We start from the raw sequence: 21,438 nt of genomic DNA, 5'->3' as shown, positions 1-21,438 counted from the left end.
GTGCAAGCACTTGTGTCACCTGCTGCACCTTAGCCCTGTCCCGCGCGTGACGCGAGCCACTGGAACAGGCCGAAATGTGACAGATCGTTAAAGGTTGAAAACAGAAATAATCCGGCAATCAGCGCAAAGCCAGCCTGAAAGCTGATTTCCTGCACCCGGCGAGACACCGGCCGCCCCAGAATAGCCTCAAATACATAAAACACCAGCCGTCCCCCATCAAGAATCGGCACGGGAAACAGGTTGATCAGCCCGAGGTTGATTGACAGCAGCGCCATGAACGACACCAGGCTGGCCACGCCATACTGTGCCACCTGCCCCGACATCTGGGCAATGCGCAGCGGGCCGCCAAGGTCCTTGGTGCTGTGCTGTCCCGTAATCATCTGCCACAGCCCGTCCAGCGTCTGGACCGACACGTTCCATGTTTCCCTGATGGCGGAAACAAAGGCCCGTGGCAGGGATTGCGGCTTACCGACCTCGGCGGCGAAGGACACGCCGATCTGGCCATGGCGGCTGGCCTTGTCCCCTACCGCGCCGATATGGACCGGCAATGTCTGTTCCGCGCCATTGCGGCGGACCGTAAGCGTGGTCTGGGCATCCGCCTGCCCGCTGACAAAGGACTGCAGGTCGGCTACGTCGCGCACCTTATGGTCACCCACGCACACGATCACGTCGCCCTTTTCCACCCCGGCGCTGGCGGCAGCACCATCGGGCATGACCTGCGCCACCTGATTGAGGATATGTGGCTGCCCCGACATGGCGAACAGGCCGGTAAACAGCACGATGGCCAGCAGGAAGTTGAAGACCGGCCCGGCCATGATCACGATGGCCCGCGACAGGACCGGCTTGTCATGGAACGTGCGTCCGGGCTGCCACGCGGCCTTCTGTTCCTCGGTCGCGTCCTCCGGTCCTTCGAATCCGTGCGGGCGGACATATCCACCCAGCGGCACCGGGCACAGGCGCCATTCCGTGCCCACGCTGTCATGCCAGCGCAGGAGCGGACGGCCAAAACCGATCGAAAAAACCTCGACATGTACGCCACGCCAGCGCGCGGCAAGGTAGTGACCAAGTTCGTGAATGAAAACCAGCACCCCCAGCACAAGGGAGAAAGCCAGAACGGTCCGGATCAGATCATGCATGAATGCTACGCTATCTCCCGATGGCCAGAAAGACCATCCAGAATCATGTCAGGCCGCGCGGGCAACCGTACGCTGGCGGGCAACACGACGGGATTCATTATCCCAGTGCAGCACTTCTTCCAGCGTATCCGCACGCTGCGGCCCGATGGATTGCATCACATCCTCGACGATCCGTGCAATATCAAGAAAACCGATTTCGCGCTTCAGGAACGCTTCGACCGCGATTTCATTCGCCCCCGACAGGATGGCGGGCATTGCCCCGCCCGCACGCAGGGATTCGCGCGCCAGACGCAGGGCGGGGAAGCGGACCTCATCCGGGGCCTCGAAATCCAGGCGCGCCAGTGCGGCCAGATCCAGCCGGGGCGAATTGGTGGGCATGCGCGCGGGCCACGCCAGCGTATGGGCAATGGGAATGCGCATGTCGGCCGAACCAAGCTGCGCCACGATGGAACCATCGGTGTACTGCACCATGCCATGCACCACGGATTGCGGATGCACGACAACACCCAGCTTGTCCTCGGTCACGTTGAACAGGCGCGCGGCCTCGATCAGTTCCAGACCCTTGTTGAACATGGTGGCGGAATCGATGGTGATCTTCGCCCCCATGGTCCATGTCGGGTGCTTCAGCGCCGCCTCCAGCGGGGCCTTTTCCATTTCCTCAAGGCTTGCCCTGCGGAATGGCCCGCCCGAGGCGGTAAGGATGATCTGCTCGACCTCATCGGCCTGCTTGTCGGCCATGGACTGGAATACGGCGTTATGTTCGGAATCGACCGGCAGCAGGGTCGCGCCCGCATCCGCCACGGCGCGGAGCATGACATCACCGGCGCAGACCAGCGCTTCCTTGTTGGCCAGCGCCACGGACCGGCCATTGCGCACGGCGGCCAGCGTGGGTTCCAGCCCCGTGGCGCCGGTAATGGCGGCCATGGTCCAGTCCACTGGCAGACTTGCCGCCGCGATCACGGCCGCACGGCCGCCTGCGGTCTCGATTCCGCTGCCAGCCAGCAGGCGTTCCAGTTCCGGCAGCAGGCTTTCATCGGCGATTACCGCGCGCTGCGCACCCAGCGCACGGGCCTGTTCCGCCAGCTTCGTGACATTACGCCCGCCCACCAGCGCGCCGGTACGGAACTGGTCAGGGGCCTGCAGCAGCAGGTCCACCGTGGAACAGCCAATGCTGCCCGTGCTGCCCAGAACGGAAACTGTCTTCATTGTAACGTCATTCCCCAAAACTGTTCATGGCTCCGGCCATCGGCTCAGCGCAGACCCACATACCAGAAAGCGGCACTGCCCGCCGCCCCCAGTGACAGCAGGGCCGCCATCGGGGCCGCAACCAGCAGGCCATCAAAACGGTCCAGCAGCCCACCGTGCCCGGGCAGGATCGTACCCGAATCCTTTACCCCACGGGCGCGCTTGAGCGCGCTTTCCGCAAGATCCCCGGCCTGCGCCGCAACGGCGACAAGGGCGCCGAACACCGCCCCGCGCCACAAGGCACCCGGCAGCGCGCCGGGCAGCAGGCCTGCGATCAGCATGCCCCCCATTACGGCGCAGCCCAGGCCACCGATGGAACCGGACCATGTCTTGGCTGGTGAAATACGCGGCGCAAGCTTCGGGCCACCAAACAGCCGCCCGGCCATGTAGGCCCCGGTGTCGCTCAGCGCCACGCATGCGACGAGGAACAGGACAACCCCTGCCCCCGGCTCACTCATGTAACGCAGCCACAGCAGCGACAGCCCGGCGCAGCCAATGGCCACCTGACCCGCACACAGGGCCGGACCCAGCACGATCGCCGCCACCATGACCAGCAGCGCCCCGCCCCAGTGCCCCGCCAGCGCCGCAATCCCGACGCACGCCGCCCACGCCATGCATAACTGACCACGCCGCGTTTCCAGCCCGAAGCCGAACATGCGCGCCCATTCCATCGCCATGCCCGCCATGGCCCCCACAATCAGCGCACCATAAAGCAGGCCGCCATACCACACGCACAGCGCAACGCACGGCACCAGCACGGCGGCCGACAGGACGCGCGCGCGCAGATCTTTCCAGTTCCCTGATTTCTTTGTCGCGGCAGCGGGAGCTGTCCGGCCCGTGTGTTCAGGCTGGTCTTGCACCGAATCGCCTTTCACGCCGTGAATAGATGTCCAGCACGGCATCAAAATGCGTCGCGTCAAAATCCGGCCAGGGAATATCAAGGAAAACCAGTTCGGCATAAGCCGACTGCCATAATAGGAAATTGGACAGGCGGCATTCCCCGCTTGTCCGCACCACCAGGTCGGGATCGGGCATGCCGGCCGTCAGCAGGGCGCCGGCGAAAACGGTTTCGTCAATCTGATCGGCCCGCAGGTCACCCCGTGCCACGGCCTGCGCCATGCGCGTCGCTGCCTGCACGATATCCGCCCGGCCGCCATAGGACAACGCCAGCACCAGCACCAGCCGGGTGTTGCCACGCGTCACGTCCTCGGCGCGACGGGCTTCTTCCTGAATATCGCGGGGGAAACGTGCAAGATCGCCGATAATGCGCAGCCGCACCCCCTCGCGCGACAGTTCGGCCACCTTGTGGCGCAGATAATAGCGCAGCAGGCTGGTCAAGTCCGCGACTTCCCCCGGTGCGCGCCGCCAGTTTTCGGATGAGAAGGCATACAGCGTCAGCCATCGCACCCCCCGTGCCGTGGCGGCGCGGACGGTGCGCTGCACGGCCTCCGCACCCGCACGGTGCCCCGCCAGTAGTGGAAGGCCACGCGTACTGGCCCACCGACCATTGCCATCCATGATGATGGCAACATGTTCCGGCAGGCACGTATGGGCTGTGGCTGGATGATCTGACCCGGACAAGACCTGATCGCCCTCCTCAGTCACACACACGATGGCGCGCAGGGGTTACGGCATTCACGCATCAATCAGACCTGCTTGATCTCACGTTCTTTTTCAACCAGCAGGTCATCAATGCGCTTGACGTACTGATCGGTCAGCTTCTGGATCGCGTCAGACCATGTCTTGACATCGTCTTCGCTGATCTCGCTGGCTTTTTCCAGTTTCTTGGTCTGGTCCATGCCATCACGGCGCACGCCGCGCACGGCGATCTTGCCATTTTCCGCATACTTGCCAGCCGCACGGGCCAGTTCGTTACGGCGTTCTTCCGTCAGCTGGGGAATAGGCACACGCACGGTCTGGCCATCGGCCGCCGGGTTCAGGCCAAGACCGGCATCGCGGATGCCGCGTTCAACCGCACCCACCAGGCTACGGTCCCAGACCTGTACCGTCAGCATGCGTGCTTCCGGCACGGCGATGGAGCCAACCTGCGTCAGCGGCACCTCGCCGCCATAGGCTTCCACCCGCACGGGCTCCAGCAGCGCCGGATTGGCGCGACCCGAACGCAGACCCGCGAAGTCACGACGCAGGCTTTCAATGGCGCCGTCCATACGGCGGGTCAGATCCGCCAGCAAGGTTTTCTGATCGACAGACACTGTGGCCCTCCTTTTTGATTCCTTATCCACCGGGCATGGCGACACCCGCGAACGGGCAACAGGGATATCCCCGTTTCAGTCAGCCGCCACGATGGTGGTGAAACGTCCCTCGCCGCGCATGACGCGGGTGAAGGGATCCTTCCCATGAATATTGAATACCACGATAGGCAGCCGGTTTTCGCGCGCAAGGCTGATCGCCGCCGCGTCCATGACATTCAGGTCATTGGCCAGCACGTCACGGTAGGTCAGCGTATCGTAACGCTTGGCATCGGGCACCTTGCGCGGGTCGGCGGAATAGACGCCATCAACCTGCGTGCCCTTGAACAGGGCGTTGCATTCCATTTCCGCCGCACGCAGCGCGGCCCCCGTATCGGTGGTGAAGAACGGGTTGCCGGTGCCCGCCGCGAAGATCACGACGCGACCCTTTTCCATATGCCGCACGGCGCGGCGGCGGATATAGGGTTCCGCGATAGAAGACATGTGGATGGCGGTCATGACCCGCGTCGGCACGCCATGGCGTTCGAGCGAGTTCTGCATGAGCAGCGCGTTGATGACGGTCGCCAGCATGCCAGCGTAATCGCCCTGCGCACGGTCCATGCCGCGCGCCGCTGCCGCAACGCCACGGAAAATGTTGCCGCCGCCGATGACCAGGCAGACTTCAACCCCCGTCCGGGCCACAGCCGCCACATCGGCCGCGATGGCGTCAACCGTGGCGGGATCGACCCCGTATGATCCGCTGCCCATCAGGGCTTCCCCTGATACTTTCAGCAGGACGCGCTTGTACGATGGTGCGGGGGATATGTCGGACTGGGTCATTGGTCCTCGGCGCAGGTCAGGCAGACGGGGCTAGGGACGGGCAGGCCGCCCGGCCATGCCCTGTCATATAGAGGGATGCCCCCCCCCACAAGCCGATGATCCCTCTTTTGAGGATTCAGGACGCATCATCCAGGCCGATCGCGCGCAGGCGGGCGCGCTCCTCATCCCATCCCGCGCGTTCCTTCACATTCAGGAAAAGATGGCATTTGCGCCCCAGCAGCCGCGTCAGTTCATGACGCGCCTTTTCGCCAATCGCGCGAATCCGGCTGCCGCGTTCGCCAATCAGGATGGCCTTGTGCGATCCACGCGCGACATAGATCGTGACATCAATGCGCACCGATCCATCAGGCCGTTCGGCAAAGCCTTCGGTCTCGGCCGTTGCGGCATAGGGCACTTCCTCATGCGTCTGCAGGAAAATCTGCTCGCGCACCAGTTCAGCCGCCAGCAGACGGTCAGGCAGGTCGGTCAGGTCATCTTCGGGATACAGGTACGGCCCCACCGGCAGGTCGGCCGCCAGACGGTCCAGCAGGTCGTCCACCCCCTCGCCCGAACGCGCGCTGACCATGAACACATGCTCGACCGGCAGGATGGCCGACAGTTCCGCCGTCAGCGGCAGCAGCGCGTCACGCCGGACCAGGTCGGTCTTGTTCAGCACCAGCCACAGCCTGCGCCTGTGTTCCGCCAGACGGATCGCAATCGCCCGCAGCGCATCAGTCATGCCCGCGCGCGCATCCACGATCAGCAGCGTGATGTCGGAATCTTCCGATCCCGTCCACGCGGCCGCAACCATGGCGCGGTCCAGCTTGCGCCGCGGCTGGAAGATACCCGGCGTGTCCACCAGCAGGATCTGGGTATGGTTGCGCATGAGGATGCCCAGCACCCGGAACCGTGTCGTCTGCGCCTTGGGGCTGACAATGGAAAGCTTGGTGCCCGCCATGCGGTTCAACAGCGTGGACTTGCCCGCATTGGGCGCGCCCACAATGGCCACGAAGCCACAGCGTGTCGTGTTGTCCTGATCGTGCCCGGTCATTTTCCCTGCCCCTTGCGGTCGGTGGATGAAGCGGCCTGTCCGCCCGCGCCCAGCTGGCGCAGCAGGTCCGATGCGGCATCGCTTTCAGCCGCGCGCTTGCTGCCCGCGATCCCCTGCCCGGTTTTTCCCTGCGCGTCCACCGCAATGACGAAACGCGGCGCGTGCGATGGCCCGTCAGCGGACACAACACGGTACTGTGGCAGCGGCAGCCCGCGCCCCAGCACCCATTCCTGCAATGCGGTCTTGGGATCCTTGGGCGGGCGGGCCTGGGCCACGATGGATTCATTCCACATCCGCCGCACAAAGGCGCGGGCGGGGTCCAGCCCGCCATCCAGGTACATGGCGCCCAGTATGGCCTCGACCGCATCGGCCAGCACGTTGGCCATCTGGCGCACGCCCGCGCGGGCCTCGTGCTCGGCCACGTCCAGCGCCGACTGCAGCCCCATGACATGGGCCACCTGCGCCAGCACCGTGCGGGAGACGAGATGCGCGTGACGGGGACCCAGCGCGCCTTCCTGCTCATCGGGGAAGCGTTCCAGCAGCCATTCGGCCATGAGCAGGCCAAGCACCCGGTCGCCTATGAACTCCAGCCGTTCGTTGGACCCGACCCCGCGCTTCGCCACGCTCTGCCGCGCACGACGGCCACCATTGCGTTCATGCGCTGCGGAACGATGGGTCAATGCGCGCAACAGCAGGTCGGCCCGCGTGAAATGATATCCCAGACATGCCTCCAGCCGGGTGATTTCCGCCGCGGGCACGCGTTCGGCCTCCATGATCAGTGAATCCCCATGAACAGGCGGTTCCAGCGGATTTCGACCGGCCAGTACCAGACCTGCCAGAATGGATGGGCATTATCGACGGACATGAAGATCCATTTGGCCTGCCCCACCAGGTTTTCCATTGGAACGAAACCAAGGTCCTGCGGTTCATCCCCCATGAAGCGGCTGTCGGCGCTGTCATCGCGGTTGTCGCCCATGGCGAAGAAATAGCCCGGCGGCACGACGTATTCCGGGGTGTCGTTCTTGCCCCCTTCATCCGTCAGTTTCAGGATGTCATGAGCAACGGGTCCATGGCCGCCACTGCCGGGCAGGATTTCACGGTACCGTTCGCCATCCATATGGGTGCGATGCTCGTCTATCGCGGTATATTCGCCTTCCGGCTCACGCGGGACCTGCTGCCCGTTCAGGAACAGCTTGCCTTCGCGCATCTGCACCGTGTCACCGGGCAGGCCGACGATACGCTTGATGTAGTCGATGGACGTGTCCTTGGTGAAACGGAACACCGCCACATCGCCACGGTGCGGGGAACTGTTGAATATCCGTCCCTCGAACAGATTGGGCGAACCGGGCAGCGCATAACGCGAATAGCCGTAGCTGTATTTGGCTACCCACACATAATCCCCGACCTGCAGGGTCGGGATCATGGACCCGGACGGGATGTTGAACGGCTCGAACAGCACCGTGCGGACGCTGATGGCCAGAACCCCGGCAATCACGACGGTGCGCACCAGGTCCAGCAGGCCACCGTCCCGACGCGCCGCGTCTGGTCCCGATGGGGGGGAAATCGTCTTGTTATCGTCCATTGGCATACTTGTTCTTCAATCCGGATCTGGCATCGACCGGACAGGCAGTGCCGGACGAATAACGTGCGGATCAAGCCCGCGCACCCCCCACCTGTCAAGCATTGCCCATGCGGGCGTGACAGGCGATCAGGATCCGCCGGCCCTTTCCGCCATGATCATGACCTGCGCGAAGGCATAGGGATGTTCATCGGTCATGGTCAGGAAAATCCGTGCCACATGACCGTCAGGCACCAATGTCTCCAGCCGCGCCAGCGCCCCGCCTGCCAGCCGCATGACCGGCTGGCCCGTGGGCAGGTTTTCAACCCCCATGTCACGATGGAACACGCCCTGTGCAAAGCCGGTGCCCAGTGCCTTGGCACAGGCTTCCTTTGCCGCCCACCGCTTGGCATAGGTCCCCAGCCGCGCGGTTCCCTGCCTGCGCGCGGCGGCGGCGCGTTCGGGCGCGGTAAAGACCCGCTGCTCGAACCGTGTCCCATGTCGCGACAGGACGGTTTCAATCCGCCTTGCATCACACAGGTCGGACCCGATGCCGATCAACATGGCCTAGCCCCTGGCCCGTTCGACCTGTACCACCCCACGGGCGGCACGCAGCGCCACCATGATGGCGGTCAGGTGCCGCAGGTCCCGTACCTCGATATCAGCAAGGATTTCCATGAATTCAAGCTGGCGGTTGACGATACGCAGGTTGACCAGCACCCCTTCATGCTTGGCAGCGATATTGGTCAGCGTCGCAAGCATGGCCGGTTCGTTGGCCGTCACCACGCTCAGCCGCCCGATATAATGGCCGGTGGCATGGCGCGCGATGAGGTCGTAATCCCAGTCCAGGTCCATGAACCGCTCAGGGGTTGCGGCAAAGCTTTCCAGCGTCTGGCACCCCAGCGTATGCACCGTGATCCCCTTGCCGGTGGACACGATGCCCACGATCCGGTCACCCGGCAGCGGGTGGCAGCACCCGGCAAAATGCACCGCCATGCCAGCACCCACGCCCGCCAGCGCCATGCCCGCGGCTGGCTTGCGCCGCCCTGCCGCCCCGCCGGGGGTCGCCATGGGCGCACGCATGGACAGCCCTGGCACCATGCGTGGCGCACGCGGCGCGCGACGCAGTTCGGGATAGGCCAGCTGCACGACTTCACGCGCGGACTGGTTGCCGTTGCCCACCGCCACGTACAGGTCGGGCACCGACTGCATCCGCAGGTCCTTGAGCAGGCTGTCCAGCACCTTTTCCGACCCGTCCACGCCTTCCTGCCGGAAGGCCTTGGCCAGCGCCACGCGGCCACTTTCCAGATGGGCCTCGCGCTGCTGCAGCGCCACATGGCGGCGGATACGCGCGCGCGCCTTGCCGGTGACGACAAAGCGTTCCCATGACGGCGAGGGCGTGCCCCCGCGCGCGGTCATGATCTCGACCTGGTCCCCATTCTGCAGTTCATGGCGCAACGGCATGAGACGGCCATTGATACGCGCGCCAACGCAGCTGTCGCCCACCTGGCTGTGCACGGCATAGGCGAAATCGACCGGCGTCGCCCCACGCGGCAGCGAAATCAGCTGCCCCTTGGGCGTGAAGCAGAAAACCTGGTCCTGATAGAGTTCGAGCTTGGTGTTCTCGAGGAACTCGTCAGGCGCCGCCGAGTCCTCAAGGATGTCGAGCAGATCCTGCACCCAACGCAGGCCGGAGACGACGCCCTTGGTCTCCCTGCCCGTCGCGGCATCGGGCAACTGCTTGTACAGCCAGTGGGACGCGACACCGTTTTCGGCCACGTCATGCATTTCCGGCGTACGGATCTGGACCTCGATCTTCTGGTTGCGCGGATGACGCAGGGTCACGCCGGTATGCAGGCTCTGGTAACCATTGGCCTTGGGAGTGGAGATATAGTCCTTGAACCGCCCGGCAATGACCGGATAGGCAGCATGCACCGCGCCCAGCGCCACGTAACAGGCTTCGCGCGATGGCACGAGAATGCGGAACGCCATGATGTCGGACAGCTGTTCAAAGGCGACATTGCGCCGCTGCATCTTTTCCCAGATGGAATAGGGCGTCTTTTCACGCCCCGTCACCTCCACGCCTTCCAGCCCGGCCTGCGCACACAGGGCCTGCAGCTCGCGGCGGATTTCCTCGATCACATCCGCGCCCTGCCCGCGCAGGTAGTTCAGGCGCGCGCGGATGGTCGCCATCGCCTCGGGCTCAAGGGCCGCGAACGACAGGTTCTGCAGTTCCACCTTCACCTTGTCCATGCCGATACGGCCGGCAAGGGGGGCGTAGATTTCCATGGTTTCGCGCGCGATGCGCTGGCGTCGGTCCAGACGCTGCACGTAATGCAGCGTACGCATGTTGTGCAGGCGGTCGGCCAGCTTGACCAGCAGCACGCGGATATCGCGCGACATGGCCAGCACCAGCTTGCGGAAGTTTTCCGCCTGCTTGGTACGGTCCGACTGCAGTTCCAGCCGTGTCAGCTTGGTGACGCCATCCACCAGTTCGGCAACGGTATTGCCGAATTCGCTGCGCAACTGCTGCTGGGTGACACCCGTATCCTCGATCGTGTCATGCAGCAGCGCCGTGATGATCGAGGCGGTATCAAGATGAAAGCCCGCCAGTATGTTGGCGACGGCCAGCGGGTGGGTAATGTAGGGATCGCCGTTATCGCGCGCCTGCTCCGCATGGGCGGCCTTCGCCACGTCAAACGCGCGACGGATCAGGTCCGTATCGGCACCGGGATCATACGCCAGCACACGACGGATCAGGCCGTCGCATGAAACCGCGCGTTCCCCTTCCCCCCGCGTGGCGGGAAGGGCGGCAGCGCCTGCCGTCACTCCGCCCGTGACCGGCACGGGCATGGAGGAAGATGTCGTTTCCGATCTGACCGGGTCAGTCACCTTCCACCCCTTCGTCAGATGTTACCGGCCCCGTCCACTCAGGGCCGCCTCAACCGAGGCCTCAAGTTCTTCAGCCGACATGCCGCCGCTGGCATTGCGTGCCTCTTCCTCGGCCGAAACATCCTGCAGGCCGAAGATGTTCTGCTCGGTCGGGATCAGGTCGACCACTTCCTCATCAGCGGGCTCCGGCTCCGGCGCGCGGGCCAGCGAGCGGACAAGGTCGCTGCGGATCTGGTCCAGACTGACGGTCTGGTCCGCGATCTCACGCAGGGCGACAACGGGGTTCTTGTCGTTATCGCGGTCAATCGTCATTTCCTCGCCACGAGACAGGGCGCGTGCGCGCTGGGCCGCCAGCAGCACCAGTTCAAAACGATTAGGAACCCGCTCAACGCAGTCCTCGACAGTGACGCGTGCCATCAGGCCTGAACTCCGGTTGTTAATTGGTTGTGTTGATCAGAATTTACCTTACTACCTCCGCCCCTGTCCTGATGCAAGCATTTCAGTCCACCCGCGCGGCCATGGGCGCAATGTCCTGTCCCGCGACAGCGGGCAGGAAGGCGTCGATCCCCTGCCCTGTCACCGGGTCGCGCCAGTCCGGCATGACATCACGCAGCGGCAGCAGCACGAAAGCCCGCCCGGTCGCGCGCGGGTGCGGCACAACGGGATCGGGGCTGGCGCGGACAAGGTCGCCCATGGTGATGATGTCAAGGTCCAGCGGGCGGGCGGCATTGGCCACCGTGCGCCTGCGTCCGGCCGCGGCCTCGATTTCATGCAGGCGCGCCAGCAGCCATGCCGGGTCCACCCGACCCGACAGGCGCACGACTCCGTTCACATAGGGTGGCTGGCCTGAAGGCGGCACCGGGGCACTTTCATACCAGCGCGAAACCGCCACCACCGACAGACCAGGCATGCGGGCAAGCTGATCCACCGCCCACAGGCAGGTATCGGCCGCAGTTTCACCACTTTCGCGTGGCAGATTGGCGCCTACCGCAATTGTTATATCACCAGAAATGGGCGCAGATTGCAGCATTGTCATGTAAAAACAGTGTCCGGGGCGGTTGCTGTCGGTTAGTAATCCCCGCATGGGGAACTTCCGGAAAGGATGTGGCTTCTATATATGCAGGGTTCATTTCTGCCAGACAACTTTCACTGCGCTGCAGAATACATGCAATGCAAAATTTGACACGGCTGTAACGCATTCACTTTTTTTGTTTCAGGGACAGACCATAAATGTTTTTTCAATCTCAGGAGCGGCTTTGTCTTTTTATAGACGGCACCAGCCTGTACTCCGCATCCCGCAATCTTGGATTTGAGGTCGATTATCGCAAGCTGCTGCAGTTTTTCCGTTCCAAGTCGAATGTACTGCGTGCCTATTACTATTCCGCCGTCCTGGACACCGAGGAATATTCACCCCTCAAGCCACTGACCGACTGGCTGGTCTATAATGGTTACACACTGGTGACCAAGAACGCGCGGGAGTTCATTGACCATAACGGCCGCCGCCGCGTACGCGGCAACATGGATGTGGAACTGGCGGTGGACATGATGGAAATGGCCCCGCACATCGACCACGCCGTCCTGTTCAGCGGGGATTCGGATTTCCGTCGCCTGCTGGAATCCATGCAGCGCCAGGGCGTGCGCACCACCGTGGTCGGCTCGATCAAGACCTCGCCGCCGCTGATCGGTGACGAACTGCGCCGTCAGGCGGACCAGTTCATTGAACTGGCGGATATCGCAACCCACTTCATGCGCCGCCACATCGAAAATCGGCCACCGCGCAATGCCGCCCCGCCGGTGCGCCATCCCGCCGACCAGATGAGCGAACACGACGAGGACTGAGACAGATCCCGCCCCGCCCGCCAGATCATGGCCGGGCGGGTTTTTTTCATCCAGTTCAGCCGTCCAGCTGCAATGCCGTGCGCGTGCGTTCGCGCACCTGCGCACACAGGGCCGCATCCTGCCCCAGCTTGGTGCCATAGGACGGAATCATTTCACGCAGGCGGGATTCCCACTGCGGCAGGCGATCGCCAAAGCAGCGCTGCAGCACCGTCAGCATGATCGGCGCCGCCGTGGAGGCACCGGGCGATGCGCCCAGCAGGCCCGCGATCGACCCGCCCCCCCCGGTCACCACTTCGGTGCCGAACTGCAGCACGCCGCCGCGCTTGGCATCCTTCTTGATGACCTGCACGCGCTGGCCTGCGGTGATCAGTTCCCAGTCTTCCTTGCGCGCGGTGGGAACGAAGTCACGCAGCGCCTTCAGGCGGTCCTCGCTGGACTGCATGACCTGCTGGATCAGGTATTTGGTCAGCGGCATGTTGTCGCGCGCCACAGCCAGCATCGCCCCGAGATTGTCCATGCGGATGGACCGCGGCAGGTCCAGCCACGACCCCTGCTTGAGGAACTTGGTCGAGAACCCGGCATACGGACCGAACAGCAGGCCACGCTGCCCATCGATCACGCGCGTATCCAGATGCGGCACCGACATGGGCGGCGCGCCGACCGATGCCTTGCCATACACCTTGGCATGGTGCTGCTGCACCACTTCGGGGTTGGTGCAGCGCAGGAACTGACCGCTGACGGGAAAACCGCCAATGCCACGGGCTTCGGGTATGCCGCTTTTCTGCAGCAGGTGCAGCGCGCCGCCGCCTGCGCCAATGAACACGAATTTGGCGCGCACCCTGCGCTCGCCACCGCCATGCATGGCGCGGACGGATACATCCCACCCGTTGCTGCCCGCAGGCTTGAGGTCTTCCACCTCATGCGCAAGGTTGAGGTCAAAGCCCGGCTTGCCCTGCAGCAGGTCGATCAGGCGATGGGTCAGCGCGCCAAAGTTCACATCCGTGCCCGCCGGGTGCCATGTGGCGGCCAGCGGCTGTCCCGGCTTGCGATCCTGCATGACCAGCGGCATCCACTGGCGCAACTGCCCTTCATCGGTTGACAGCGACATGCCCTCAAACAGCGGATGTTCCTGCAGCGCCGCATGGCGCCTGCGCAGGAAATCGACATTTTCCGGTCCCCAGACGAAGCTCATGTGCGGAATGGGGTTGAGGAAATCGCGCGGCGAGGCGATCTGCCCCGATTCCACCAGATAGGACCAGAACTGACGTGAAACCTGAAAGGCTTCATTGACGTTCACGGCCTTGGAAATATCCACCACCCCGTCGGGGCGCAGCGGCGTGTAATTCAGTTCGCACAGGGCGGAATGGCCGGTGCCGGCATTGTTCCAGCCATTGGAACTTTCCAGCGCCACGTCATCCAGCCGCCCGAACAGGGCGATGGACAGGCCCGGTTCAAGCTGGCGCAGCAGCGCGCCCAGCGTTGCACTCATGATTCCGCCGCCAATCAGGACCACATCATAGGTGGAAGCGGCAGAGGAGGGATTCGAGGTCATGGCATTCTCCGGATCGGCATCGGAAACCCGCTGCGTGGCTGTTCATCGGCTGGACCGGGCAGCCACCCGGTGGCGCGGGGAACCCGGCCTGATTGCACGTTCATGTCAGTCACCGGCACACGGGGCGTGGCCCCACCGGCCGGGCAGTCGTCAGCCCTTTCCTTGCCACCATGTGCGCCAGGGCGGGGCATCATCTCTGCGCGAGGAAGGCAACCCGTACCGGCACGCGGGGGCCGGACGTCACGGTTCGTGCCGTGTCCACCGGCGGGAAAACGCCACCGGCCCGCATGGACAACATCGCGCGAGCGGGCTGCCCTTCCTTACACGCATCACATGGGACCGTCATCCGCATTGATCCATGCTGGCCACCGGATTCCCGCCGTAACCCTGCCGGATCATGACCGCCGCCACCATGCATGACAGCACGCGCACCGGCACGGGGTCGGCGCGACTGGTCAGGATCACCGGCACGCGCATGCCCATGACAATGCCCGCCGCCCGCGCCTGGCCAATGAAGGTCATCTGCTTGGCCAGGATATTCCCGGCCTCAAGGTCGGGCACCACCAGTATGTCCGCCTGTCCCGCCACGGGGGAGACCACGCCCTTGCAGCGCGCGGCTTCGGGACTGACGGCATTATCGAGTGCAAGCGGGCCGTCCAGCACCGCACCGGTAATCTGGCCGCGTTCGGCCATCTTGCACAATATGGCCGCATCCAGCGTCGATGGCAGGTCCGGATTGACCATCTCCACCGCCGACAGGACCGCCACCTTTGGCTGCGCCATACCCAGCATATGGCCAAGGTCGATGCTGTTCTGGACGATATCGCGCCGGGCTTCGAGGTCGGGGGCAATGTTCACCGCCCCGTCCGTCACCAGCAGCACGCGCGGGGCCTGTGGCGCATCAAGGACATAGACATGGCTCATGCGCCGGGTCGTGCGCAGGCCGCCTTCATGGTGTCCCAGTTCATGCAGGAAGATGCGCGAATGCAGCGATCCCTTCATCAGCGCCGCAACCGTGCCTTCATGCGCCATGCCCACGCCCACACGCGCGGCGTCCCCATCGGTGGGCACGTCAACGATCCGGCAGCCAGACAGCGTGATGCCCGCACCCTGCGCCATCTGGCCAATCCGCCTGGCGGGGCCGATCAGCACAGGCGTGGCCAGACCCGCCTGCACAATTTCGGACGCCGCCTGCAACGCGGGCACGCTGCAGGGATAGACCACGCCCAGCGCCATGGGCGGGTGGTCGGCAAGGCTTTGTGCAAGGTCGTCAAAAAAATGCAGGCTGCGCATCATGGCTCCTTCCCGTGGCGGACAGGGTATGGCCACGTGATGCCACAGGACCCCGCCACCTTCCGCCATCATCTTTATGCGAGGCATGGCCGCCGCGCGGCATCGGGACGTGACGTCGTGCATGCTATTGCCCACATTCAGGCATCGGCCCATGGGCCATTGCGCAACAGGCAAGGAGAAGCCGCATGTCCACCACTCCACTGATCGGTTTTGTCGGATTTGGGGCCATGGCGTCCCGCATGGGGGCCAATCTGGTCAAGGCTGGCTACCGGATCGTGGCCTATACCCCGTCGGGCAGGGGCGGCGATGGCAGCACCCGCTTCCTGCCCACCCCCCGCGCGCTGGCGCAGGAAGCCGATATTGTCGTGGCCTGCGTGCCGGATGACGAGGCACTGGACAAATCCATGAACGGTCCCGACGGCGTGCTGGCAGGCATGAAGTCCGGTGGCCTGCTGGTCAACACCAGCACGGTCGCACCCGAGACCTCCGTAGCCCTGTCGCGGACGGGACATGCACGCGGCATCGCCGTCATCGACGCGCCCGTAGCCGGCAGCACGCCGGAAGCGGAATCGGGTAACCTGATCGTGCTGGCCGGTGGCACGGCGGCCGATATCAGCCGCGCGCAAGGTGTGTTTGACGCCATTGGCCGCCTGACCATCCATGCAGGGCCTGCAGGCAGCGGGTCCAAGCTGAAGCTGGTCATCAATGGCATCATGGGGGCAAGCCTTGCGGTCGTGGCGGAAGGCGTCACCTACGGGCTGGCATCCGGGCTGGACCGGAACATGCTGTTTGACGCGCTGGATGAGGTGCCGGTGATCTCACCCCACCACAAGCGCAAGCTGAAAGCAGCGAAGGCGGGGGATTTCAGCCCGCAGTTTCCCGCCCGCCTCATGCAGAAGGACATGCGCCTGCTCATGACCGACGCGGCCCGACAGACAGCCCCCCTGCCCGCCATGTCGGCTGCAACCCAGAGCCTGTCGCTGACACGCCGCCGCCACCCGGACGAGGATTATTCCGCCCTGTTCGCCGTCATGGAAAGCATGGTGGCCAATACGCCATAACACACTGAAAAAAATAAAAGTTTTTGGCGAATCTTTTTTTTGCAGAAAGCTGCGAAGGACGCCGCCTTCTTGAAAAAAGGCGGCACCCGAAAACTTCCGTTATTTGTGGCAACGGACTGTTCTAGACCCACCCGCGCAACAGCGCGCCCATAACCGCCAGCCGGTCGCCCACACCACGGGGGGACGCATCCCCATCACCCCCCACATGCCCGCGCATGTCGCGCAGGCCAAGCACAGCGGGCAGCCCGGCGGCAAGGGCCGCGCGGGGCAGGCGTGGTCCCTCCCGCAGCATCTCCAGCCATTCCCGTCCCTGCTGGCGCAACCCGTCACGCAGGGCAGCGATCTGGATGGGCGTGGCCTGTCCGGTGCGCAGGCCATCGCGCGTAAGCCCCTCCACCGCCAGCGCATCCTCGGGCAAGGGGCAGCGCCCCGTGCGCAGTACGGCGGGTAGATGGCGCACCAGCGCCCCCACCGCGTAAATCCCGCCCATAAGACGTATGCGCGCCAGCAGCGTGGGATCGGCAAACCCCGCCGCCTGCGCCATGGCGACCTGTACCCCGCCCGCACCATCCAGCATGGATGCCTGCCATGCCGCCCGGTCGGGCAGGCCGTCGAGTTCACATTCGCGTGCCATGATGATGCCCTCCAGCGTCTCGCGCCGCACCGTGCCCCGCGCCATCAGGTCCAGCAGCGCCGCCGCCGTGTCGTGGCGCTGCGCATTGCCGCTTTCCAGCACGTCACGCCACCACTGCAGCCGGATCAGGCCCGCCATCGGCCCCGCCACCGCCCATGACGCAGGCGTCGCCACCGCCCGCGTGCATTCATGGTTGAAGGCGATCAGCACCATGGCCGCCATGCGCGCGGCGGACGGCATGAACAGGGCGCAGAAAAAGCGGTCGGGGTCCGCCAGGCGCGCATCATGCAGGAACGACACGCCCCCCGTCGCCGGGGACGATGCATCCATCCGCCCCGTCATGGCGTTTGCTCCCCAAGGCGTGGCAGGGGGGTGTTCATATGACCGTCACTTGACGCACCCGCTCCACACCCATAGCAATCTTGGTATGGCGGCTTCATGCCGCTCCTTGCAATTCCCAGGAGAATGTTCATGGCTTTCGAATTGCCGTCCCTTCCCTTCGCCTACAATGCCCTTGCCAACCGTGGCATGTGCCAGGAAACGCTGGAACTGCATCATGACAAGCACCATCAGGCCTATGTGACGGCGCTGAACGGATTTGTCGAATCCAAGCCGGAACTGCAGGGCAAGTCGCTTGAGGAAATCATCCTCATGGTCAAGGGCAAGCCCGACATGGCGCCCGTGTTCAACAATGCGGGGCAGCACTGGAACCACATCCTGTTCTGGCAGAACCTGGCCCCCAAGGGCGGCGAGATCCCCTCATCCCTGTCCAAGAAGCTGGTCGAGGATTTCGGCAACATTGAAAAGTTCAAGGCCGATTTCAAGGCAGCCGCCGCATCGCAGTTCGGCTCGGGCTGGGCATGGCTGGTGCTGGGTTCCGATGGCAAGCTGAAGGTGACCAAGACCGCCAACGGCTCCAACCCGCTGGCCGAAGGCCAGGGCAAGGTGCTGCTGGGTCTGGATGTGTGGGAACACTCCTACTACCTCGACTTCCGCAACCGTCGCCCCGACTACATCACCAACTACCTGGACAAGCTGGCCAACTATGAGTTCGCCGAAGCACAGCTCCAGTCCGCCTGATTGCCTGGTTTCAGGTAACAGACCGAAAAACCCGGCCTTGCGCCGGGTTTTTTGCGTACCGGATCATGGTGTGCGCTTCACACCCCGGAGGAATGCGCCCGCGTACCCAGCGCCCGCAACGGGGTGCCGCGCATCAGTTCCACCTCGATCTGTTCCAGCGTCATGCCACGTGTCTCGGGCACACGCAGCGCCACCATGACCATGAACACCGCATTCAGCCCGGCATAGCCCCACAGCACCCGCTCTGCCCCGAAGATTTCCAGCCCGGTCAGGAACGTGGCGCTGACCAGCATGTTGGCGATCCAGTTGGCGCAGGTAGAACACGCCATGCCGAATTCACGACCACGCAGCGGCAGGATTTCGGCACAGATCAGCCACGTCAGCGGCCCTGCCGCGAATGCGAACGCCGCGACGAACAGCAGCATGAACACCCCCATGAGCAGCCGCATGCCCGGCATGGGCGGCATGCCACCCGCCACCACGGCTGCCTGTCCCGCCATGGCCAGCGCCATGACGGCGAAACCGCCGATCAGCATGGGCCTGCGCCCGATCCGGTCCACGCAGGTCGTGGCGATACAGGTGGACAGCAGGTTGATGATCCCGATCCCGACCGGCCCCCACACCTGCACATAATGGCCGTACCCCACCAGCCCGATGATATAAGGCGCGTAATACAGCACCGCGTTGATGCCGGAAAACTGCTGCGCCACCTGCAGCCCCACCGCCAGCCACATGGCCCGGCGGCAGTTCGAATCCTTCATGAAACTGCCGATCCCGTCGCGGCGCGCAGCCAGACGGGCCATGATGGCGTTGCGTTCGGCCATGACCAGCCGGGGCAGGCCACGCAGTTCGATCAACACGCGGCGGGCATCACGCTCGCGCCCCTGCGCCAGCAGCCAGCGCGGGCTGGGTGGCAGGAACAGGACCCCCATCATGAAGACAAGGCCCGGAAACCCCACCACACCCAGCATCCACCGCCATCCGCCAAAATAGGAAAACAGCCCGTCGGACACGAACGCCGCCAGCAACCCGCATGAAATCATGAGCTGATAGCCCAGTATCATCGCGCCCCGGCGCCCGGAATCGGCAATTTCGGCGATATAAAGCGGCGTGGCGAACGTGGTCGCCCCCGTCGCCAGTCCCAGCATCAGCCGCGCCAGCATGAGCGTGCGGTAGGACGTGGATTCGGCACATAACAGGGGACCGATCACGAACAGTCCCGCCGTCAGCACCAGCGTGCGCTTGCGCCCGATCCGGTGCGACAGCCATGCAGCCCCCAGCACGCCCATCGCCGCGCCGAGCAGCATGATGCCCACCATGGATTCGCGCTGGAAATCCGACAGGATGAATTCCTGACTGATCAGGTCCAGCGCACCGGACATGACACCCGTATCAAGCCCGAACAGGATACCCGACAGCGCAGCAAGACCACCGATCAACCCCGCACGCCCGCGCAGGACCGGCCCATGCCGGATGGTGGGGCCAGTCTCTGCGTCGCCAGGCTGCCTGTGCATCATGCCTACTCCTGATGTTACAGTAAGCAACGGCACAATGCGGGGGAAGTTCACCCCCGTCGGTACTCAGGCGGGGATAAAGGGCATCAGCCGTTCTTTGCCGGCTTGTCGGGGGTGGAATCATTGGCGGGCGTGCCCGCGCTGGTGATGACCGAACCGATGGTGTCACGCAGCACGTTCACACGCACGCCCGGCGCGATCTCGACTTCGACCTCGTTCGATTCCGCCTGTACTTTCTGCACCACGCCAATAATGCCGCCCGCCGTCAGCACCCGGTCGCCCCGGCGCAGGCTGGCAAGCTGATTGCGCAACTGCTTCTGCTTGACCTGCTGCGGGCGGATCAGCAGAAAATAGAAAATGGCGAACATGGCCACATACGGCAGCACGGCCATGATGCCGTCGCCACTCAGCAGGCCGCCGCCAGCCGACTGGGCATGGGCGGGTGTGGTCAGCAAATCATTGATAATAGAAGGCATTATGATCTTTCCGGCATAATGAGGAATTGAACGGGTTGCGGGTTTGCCATGCGGACCATAGTTTTCGCCTGTTTCCCGTCAAGGCGTTCGCCTGCCCCTGCTGGCCAACGCGCTCCGGATCGCCTGGTGGCATATGCCATCGCACACAGTCATGCTGGAATCAGGAACGACGATGGACAGCAACGCCCTTCCCCTTCTCGAACGCATTGCCGCGGCCCTTGAACGGCTGTCGCCGCCTGCCCCCTCGCTTGTGGGGCTGGAGCGGGCGGATGCCTTCATCTGGCATCCCGGCCTTGGCCGCCTGACGGCCGTACCCCATGTCGCCCATGTGGATATGGCCCTGCTGCAGGGCATCGACCGCCAGCGGCAGATGCTGCTGGACAACACGCTGCATTTCGCAGGCGGCCTGCCCGCCAACAACGCCATGCTGTGGGGCGCGCGCGGCATGGGCAAGTCGTCACTGGTCAAGGCGGCGCATGCGCAGGCGAACCTGGTGGACGGCAGACCCGCGGCGCCAGGCAAGGGACGGCTGGTGCTGGTTGAAATCCAGCGCGAGGACCTGTCCACCCTGCCCGACCTGCTGGCGCTGCTGCGCGAAAGCCCGCGTCGCTTCATCGTTTTCTGCGATGACCTGTCGTTCGAGCGTGAAGATGCGGATTACAAGGCCCTGAAATCGGTGCTGGATGGCGGGATCGCCGGGCGGCCGCAGAACGTGCTATTCTACGCCACGTCCAACCGCCGCCACCTGATGCCGCGCGAGATGATCGAGAACGAAAGTTCGACCGCCATCAACACGGCCGAAGCGACAGAGGAAAAGGTCTCGCTGTCCGACCGTTTCGGCCTGTGGATCGGATTCCACAACTGCGCGCAGGACACCTTCATGGACATGGTCCGTGCCTATGCCAGGGAGCGTGGCCTGCCGATCACGGATGCGGACCTGACCCGGCGGGCCAATGCGTGGTCGCTGTCGCGCGGTGGCCGGTCGGGCCGTGTCGCGTTCCAATTCATTGAAGACCTGAGCGCGGAACTTTCCACCCGACCATGATCCATAACATGGATTGATCCATGTCCTGCCTGCCATGCTGGTGTCACCATCAAC

23 protein-coding genes are annotated in these 21,438 nt (G+C 64.2%); 5 read left to right on the top strand and 18 right to left on the bottom strand.

Translation table 11 applies throughout. The annotated features are described in order from the left end of the window. Positions 1-29: 29 nt before the first annotated feature. The 13 genes from rseP to folK form a co-directional block, all read right to left on the bottom strand. The gene (rseP, locus tag AC1RQ9_RS01455; protein WP_485985299.1) at positions 30-1,136 is read right to left on the bottom strand and encodes an RIP metalloprotease RseP; all 1,107 of its coding nucleotides are present in this window, start codon (positions 1,134-1,136) and stop codon (positions 30-32) included. A gap of 48 nt (positions 1,137-1,184) precedes the next feature. After that, positions 1,185-2,342: a 1-deoxy-D-xylulose-5-phosphate reductoisomerase gene (dxr, locus tag AC1RQ9_RS01450; protein ID WP_193733663.1), complete on the bottom strand. Its 1,158-nt coding sequence runs from the start codon at positions 2,340-2,342 to the stop codon at positions 1,185-1,187. A gap of 44 nt (positions 2,343-2,386) precedes the next feature. Next, positions 2,387-3,256: a phosphatidate cytidylyltransferase gene (locus tag AC1RQ9_RS01445; protein ID WP_485985298.1), complete on the bottom strand. Its 870-nt coding sequence runs from the start codon at positions 3,254-3,256 to the stop codon at positions 2,387-2,389. Next, positions 3,225-3,962 (bottom strand): polyprenyl diphosphate synthase, encoded by a 738-nt coding sequence (gene uppS, locus AC1RQ9_RS01440; RefSeq protein ID WP_485985297.1) that lies wholly within the window; start codon positions 3,960-3,962, stop codon positions 3,225-3,227. Before uppS ends, AC1RQ9_RS01445 begins: the two co-directional genes overlap by 32 nt. A gap of 65 nt (positions 3,963-4,027) precedes the next feature. After that, positions 4,028-4,594 carry a ribosome recycling factor gene (gene frr, locus AC1RQ9_RS01435; RefSeq protein ID WP_193733661.1) on the bottom strand — a complete coding sequence of 189 codons (567 nt, stop codon included), beginning with the start codon at positions 4,592-4,594 and terminating at the stop codon, positions 4,028-4,030. A 75-nt stretch (positions 4,595-4,669) separates the two neighbouring features. Further along, complete coding sequence (pyrH, locus tag AC1RQ9_RS01430) at positions 4,670-5,410, bottom strand: UMP kinase (protein WP_485985296.1); 741 nt, start codon at positions 5,408-5,410, stop codon at positions 4,670-4,672. Between the two features lie 115 nt (positions 5,411-5,525). Next, positions 5,526-6,440, bottom strand: coding sequence for a GTPase Era (gene era / locus AC1RQ9_RS01425; protein ID WP_485985295.1), 915 nt, complete (start codon positions 6,438-6,440; stop codon positions 5,526-5,528). After that, a complete protein-coding gene (rnc, locus tag AC1RQ9_RS01420) occupies positions 6,437-7,213 on the bottom strand; it encodes a ribonuclease III (RefSeq protein ID WP_485985294.1) in 777 nt (258 codons plus the stop codon). Before rnc ends, era begins: the two co-directional genes overlap by 4 nt. A gap of 2 nt (positions 7,214-7,215) precedes the next feature. Further along, complete coding sequence (gene lepB, locus AC1RQ9_RS01415; RefSeq protein ID WP_193733658.1) at positions 7,216-8,022, bottom strand: signal peptidase I; 807 nt, start codon at positions 8,020-8,022, stop codon at positions 7,216-7,218. 126 nt (positions 8,023-8,148) lie between these two features. After that, the gene (gene acpS, locus AC1RQ9_RS01410) at positions 8,149-8,562 is read right to left on the bottom strand and encodes a holo-ACP synthase (RefSeq protein WP_485985293.1); all 414 of its coding nucleotides are present in this window, start codon (positions 8,560-8,562) and stop codon (positions 8,149-8,151) included. 3 nt (positions 8,563-8,565) lie between these two features. Further along, positions 8,566-10,851, bottom strand: coding sequence for a RelA/SpoT family protein (locus tag AC1RQ9_RS01405; protein WP_485985412.1), 2,286 nt, complete (start codon positions 10,849-10,851; stop codon positions 8,566-8,568). A 60-nt stretch (positions 10,852-10,911) separates the two neighbouring features. Continuing rightward, positions 10,912-11,307, bottom strand: coding sequence for a DNA-directed RNA polymerase subunit omega (gene rpoZ / locus AC1RQ9_RS01400; protein ID WP_193733652.1), 396 nt, complete (start codon positions 11,305-11,307; stop codon positions 10,912-10,914). 82 nt (positions 11,308-11,389) lie between these two features. Further along, entirely contained in the window at positions 11,390-11,926 is a 537-nt protein-coding gene (gene folK / locus AC1RQ9_RS01395; RefSeq protein WP_485985292.1) for a 2-amino-4-hydroxy-6-hydroxymethyldihydropteridine diphosphokinase, read from the bottom strand. Positions 11,927-12,120: 194 nt separating this feature from the next. Here folK and AC1RQ9_RS01390 point away from each other — a divergent pair, with 194 nt between their 5' ends. After that, the gene (locus tag AC1RQ9_RS01390) at positions 12,121-12,729 is read left to right on the top strand and encodes a LabA-like NYN domain-containing protein (protein WP_193733650.1); all 609 of its coding nucleotides are present in this window, start codon (positions 12,121-12,123) and stop codon (positions 12,727-12,729) included. A gap of 55 nt (positions 12,730-12,784) precedes the next feature. Here the strand turns inward: AC1RQ9_RS01390 and AC1RQ9_RS01385 are convergent, their stop codons facing one another. After that, the gene (locus AC1RQ9_RS01385; protein WP_485985291.1) at positions 12,785-14,281 is read right to left on the bottom strand and encodes a malate:quinone oxidoreductase; all 1,497 of its coding nucleotides are present in this window, start codon (positions 14,279-14,281) and stop codon (positions 12,785-12,787) included. Between AC1RQ9_RS01385 and AC1RQ9_RS01380 the strand changes: the two genes are divergently transcribed. Then, positions 14,280-14,636 carry a hypothetical protein gene (locus AC1RQ9_RS01380; RefSeq protein ID WP_485985290.1) on the top strand — a complete coding sequence of 119 codons (357 nt, stop codon included), beginning with the start codon at positions 14,280-14,282 and terminating at the stop codon, positions 14,634-14,636. The two genes, AC1RQ9_RS01385 and AC1RQ9_RS01380, sit on opposite strands and share 2 nt — an antisense overlap. On the opposite strand, the gene AC1RQ9_RS01375 is transcribed toward AC1RQ9_RS01380, so the two are convergent. Next, positions 14,624-15,577 (bottom strand): bifunctional enoyl-CoA hydratase/phosphate acetyltransferase, encoded by a 954-nt coding sequence (locus AC1RQ9_RS01375; protein ID WP_485985289.1) that lies wholly within the window; start codon positions 15,575-15,577, stop codon positions 14,624-14,626. The genes AC1RQ9_RS01380 and AC1RQ9_RS01375 overlap by 13 nt on opposite strands. Positions 15,578-15,732: 155 nt before the next feature. Between AC1RQ9_RS01375 and AC1RQ9_RS01370 the strand changes: the two genes are divergently transcribed. After that, positions 15,733-16,635 (top strand): NAD(P)-dependent oxidoreductase, encoded by a 903-nt coding sequence (locus AC1RQ9_RS01370; protein WP_346011966.1) that lies wholly within the window; start codon positions 15,733-15,735, stop codon positions 16,633-16,635. A 121-nt stretch (positions 16,636-16,756) separates the two neighbouring features. Here the strand turns inward: AC1RQ9_RS01370 and AC1RQ9_RS01365 are convergent, their stop codons facing one another. Continuing rightward, positions 16,757-17,611, bottom strand: a complete 855-nt coding sequence (locus tag AC1RQ9_RS01365) for a squalene/phytoene synthase family protein (protein WP_485985288.1) — start codon at positions 17,609-17,611, stop codon at positions 16,757-16,759. Between the two features lie 129 nt (positions 17,612-17,740). Here AC1RQ9_RS01365 and AC1RQ9_RS01360 point away from each other — a divergent pair, with 129 nt between their 5' ends. Beyond that, positions 17,741-18,349 carry a superoxide dismutase gene (locus AC1RQ9_RS01360; protein WP_193733644.1) on the top strand — a complete coding sequence of 203 codons (609 nt, stop codon included), beginning with the start codon at positions 17,741-17,743 and terminating at the stop codon, positions 18,347-18,349. Between the two features lie 77 nt (positions 18,350-18,426). Here the strand turns inward: AC1RQ9_RS01360 and AC1RQ9_RS01355 are convergent, their stop codons facing one another. Together AC1RQ9_RS01355 and yajC are read right to left on the bottom strand one after the other, a co-directional pair. Continuing rightward, a complete protein-coding gene (locus tag AC1RQ9_RS01355; protein WP_485985411.1) occupies positions 18,427-19,863 on the bottom strand; it encodes a sugar porter family MFS transporter in 1,437 nt (478 codons plus the stop codon). A gap of 86 nt (positions 19,864-19,949) precedes the next feature. After that, positions 19,950-20,339 carry a preprotein translocase subunit YajC gene (yajC, locus tag AC1RQ9_RS01350; RefSeq protein WP_193733642.1) on the bottom strand — a complete coding sequence of 130 codons (390 nt, stop codon included), beginning with the start codon at positions 20,337-20,339 and terminating at the stop codon, positions 19,950-19,952. Between the two features lie 172 nt (positions 20,340-20,511). On the opposite strand from yajC, the gene AC1RQ9_RS01345 reads away from it, so the two are divergent. Further along, entirely contained in the window at positions 20,512-21,384 is an 873-nt protein-coding gene (locus AC1RQ9_RS01345; RefSeq protein ID WP_485985287.1) for an ATP-binding protein, read from the top strand. The last annotated feature ends 54 nt before the right edge of the window (positions 21,385-21,438 follow it).

Source organism: Komagataeibacter ossonobensis, from assembly GCF_057359305.1.
Note: the sequence above shows the minus strand (reverse complement) of the source record. Positions and strands in the feature narration are given on the sequence as shown.

Bases quoted from the DNA above. Each gene is read 5' to 3' on its own strand.
- rseP (WP_485985299.1), bottom strand. From the start codon at position 1,136: ATGCATGATCTGATCCGGACCGTTCTGGCTTTCTCCCTTGTGCTGGGG.
- dxr (WP_193733663.1), bottom strand. From the start codon at position 2,342: ATGAAGACAGTTTCCGTTCTGGGCAGCACGGGCAGCATTGGCTGTTCC.
- pyrH (WP_485985296.1), bottom strand. From the start codon at position 5,410: ATGACCCAGTCCGACATATCCCCCGCACCATCGTACAAGCGCGTCCTG.
- era (WP_485985295.1), bottom strand. From the start codon at position 6,440: ATGACCGGGCACGATCAGGACAACACGACACGCTGTGGCTTCGTGGCC.
- rnc (WP_485985294.1), bottom strand. From the start codon at position 7,213: ATGGAGGCCGAACGCGTGCCCGCGGCGGAAATCACCCGGCTGGAGGCA.
- lepB (WP_193733658.1), bottom strand. From the start codon at position 8,022: ATGGACGATAACAAGACGATTTCCCCCCCATCGGGACCAGACGCGGCG.
- acpS (WP_485985293.1), bottom strand. From the start codon at position 8,562: ATGTTGATCGGCATCGGGTCCGACCTGTGTGATGCAAGGCGGATTGAA.
- AC1RQ9_RS01405 (WP_485985412.1), bottom strand. From the start codon at position 10,851: ATGCCCGTGCCGGTCACGGGCGGAGTGACGGCAGGCGCTGCCGCCCTT.
- rpoZ (WP_193733652.1), bottom strand. From the start codon at position 11,307: ATGGCACGCGTCACTGTCGAGGACTGCGTTGAGCGGGTTCCTAATCGT.
- folK (WP_485985292.1), bottom strand. From the start codon at position 11,926: ATGACAATGCTGCAATCTGCGCCCATTTCTGGTGATATAACAATTGCG.
- AC1RQ9_RS01390 (WP_193733650.1), top strand. From the start codon at position 12,121: ATGTTTTTTCAATCTCAGGAGCGGCTTTGTCTTTTTATAGACGGCACC.
- AC1RQ9_RS01380 (WP_485985290.1), top strand. From the start codon at position 14,280: ATGGCATTCTCCGGATCGGCATCGGAAACCCGCTGCGTGGCTGTTCAT.
- AC1RQ9_RS01385 (WP_485985291.1), bottom strand. From the start codon at position 14,281: ATGACCTCGAATCCCTCCTCTGCCGCTTCCACCTATGATGTGGTCCTG.
- AC1RQ9_RS01375 (WP_485985289.1), bottom strand. From the start codon at position 15,577: ATGATGCGCAGCCTGCATTTTTTTGACGACCTTGCACAAAGCCTTGCC.
- AC1RQ9_RS01365 (WP_485985288.1), bottom strand. From the start codon at position 17,611: ATGACGGGGCGGATGGATGCATCGTCCCCGGCGACGGGGGGCGTGTCG.
- AC1RQ9_RS01360 (WP_193733644.1), top strand. From the start codon at position 17,741: ATGGCTTTCGAATTGCCGTCCCTTCCCTTCGCCTACAATGCCCTTGCC.
- AC1RQ9_RS01355 (WP_485985411.1), bottom strand. From the start codon at position 19,863: ATGCACAGGCAGCCTGGCGACGCAGAGACTGGCCCCACCATCCGGCAT.
- yajC (WP_193733642.1), bottom strand. From the start codon at position 20,339: ATGCCTTCTATTATCAATGATTTGCTGACCACACCCGCCCATGCCCAG.
- AC1RQ9_RS01345 (WP_485985287.1), top strand. From the start codon at position 20,512: ATGGACAGCAACGCCCTTCCCCTTCTCGAACGCATTGCCGCGGCCCTT.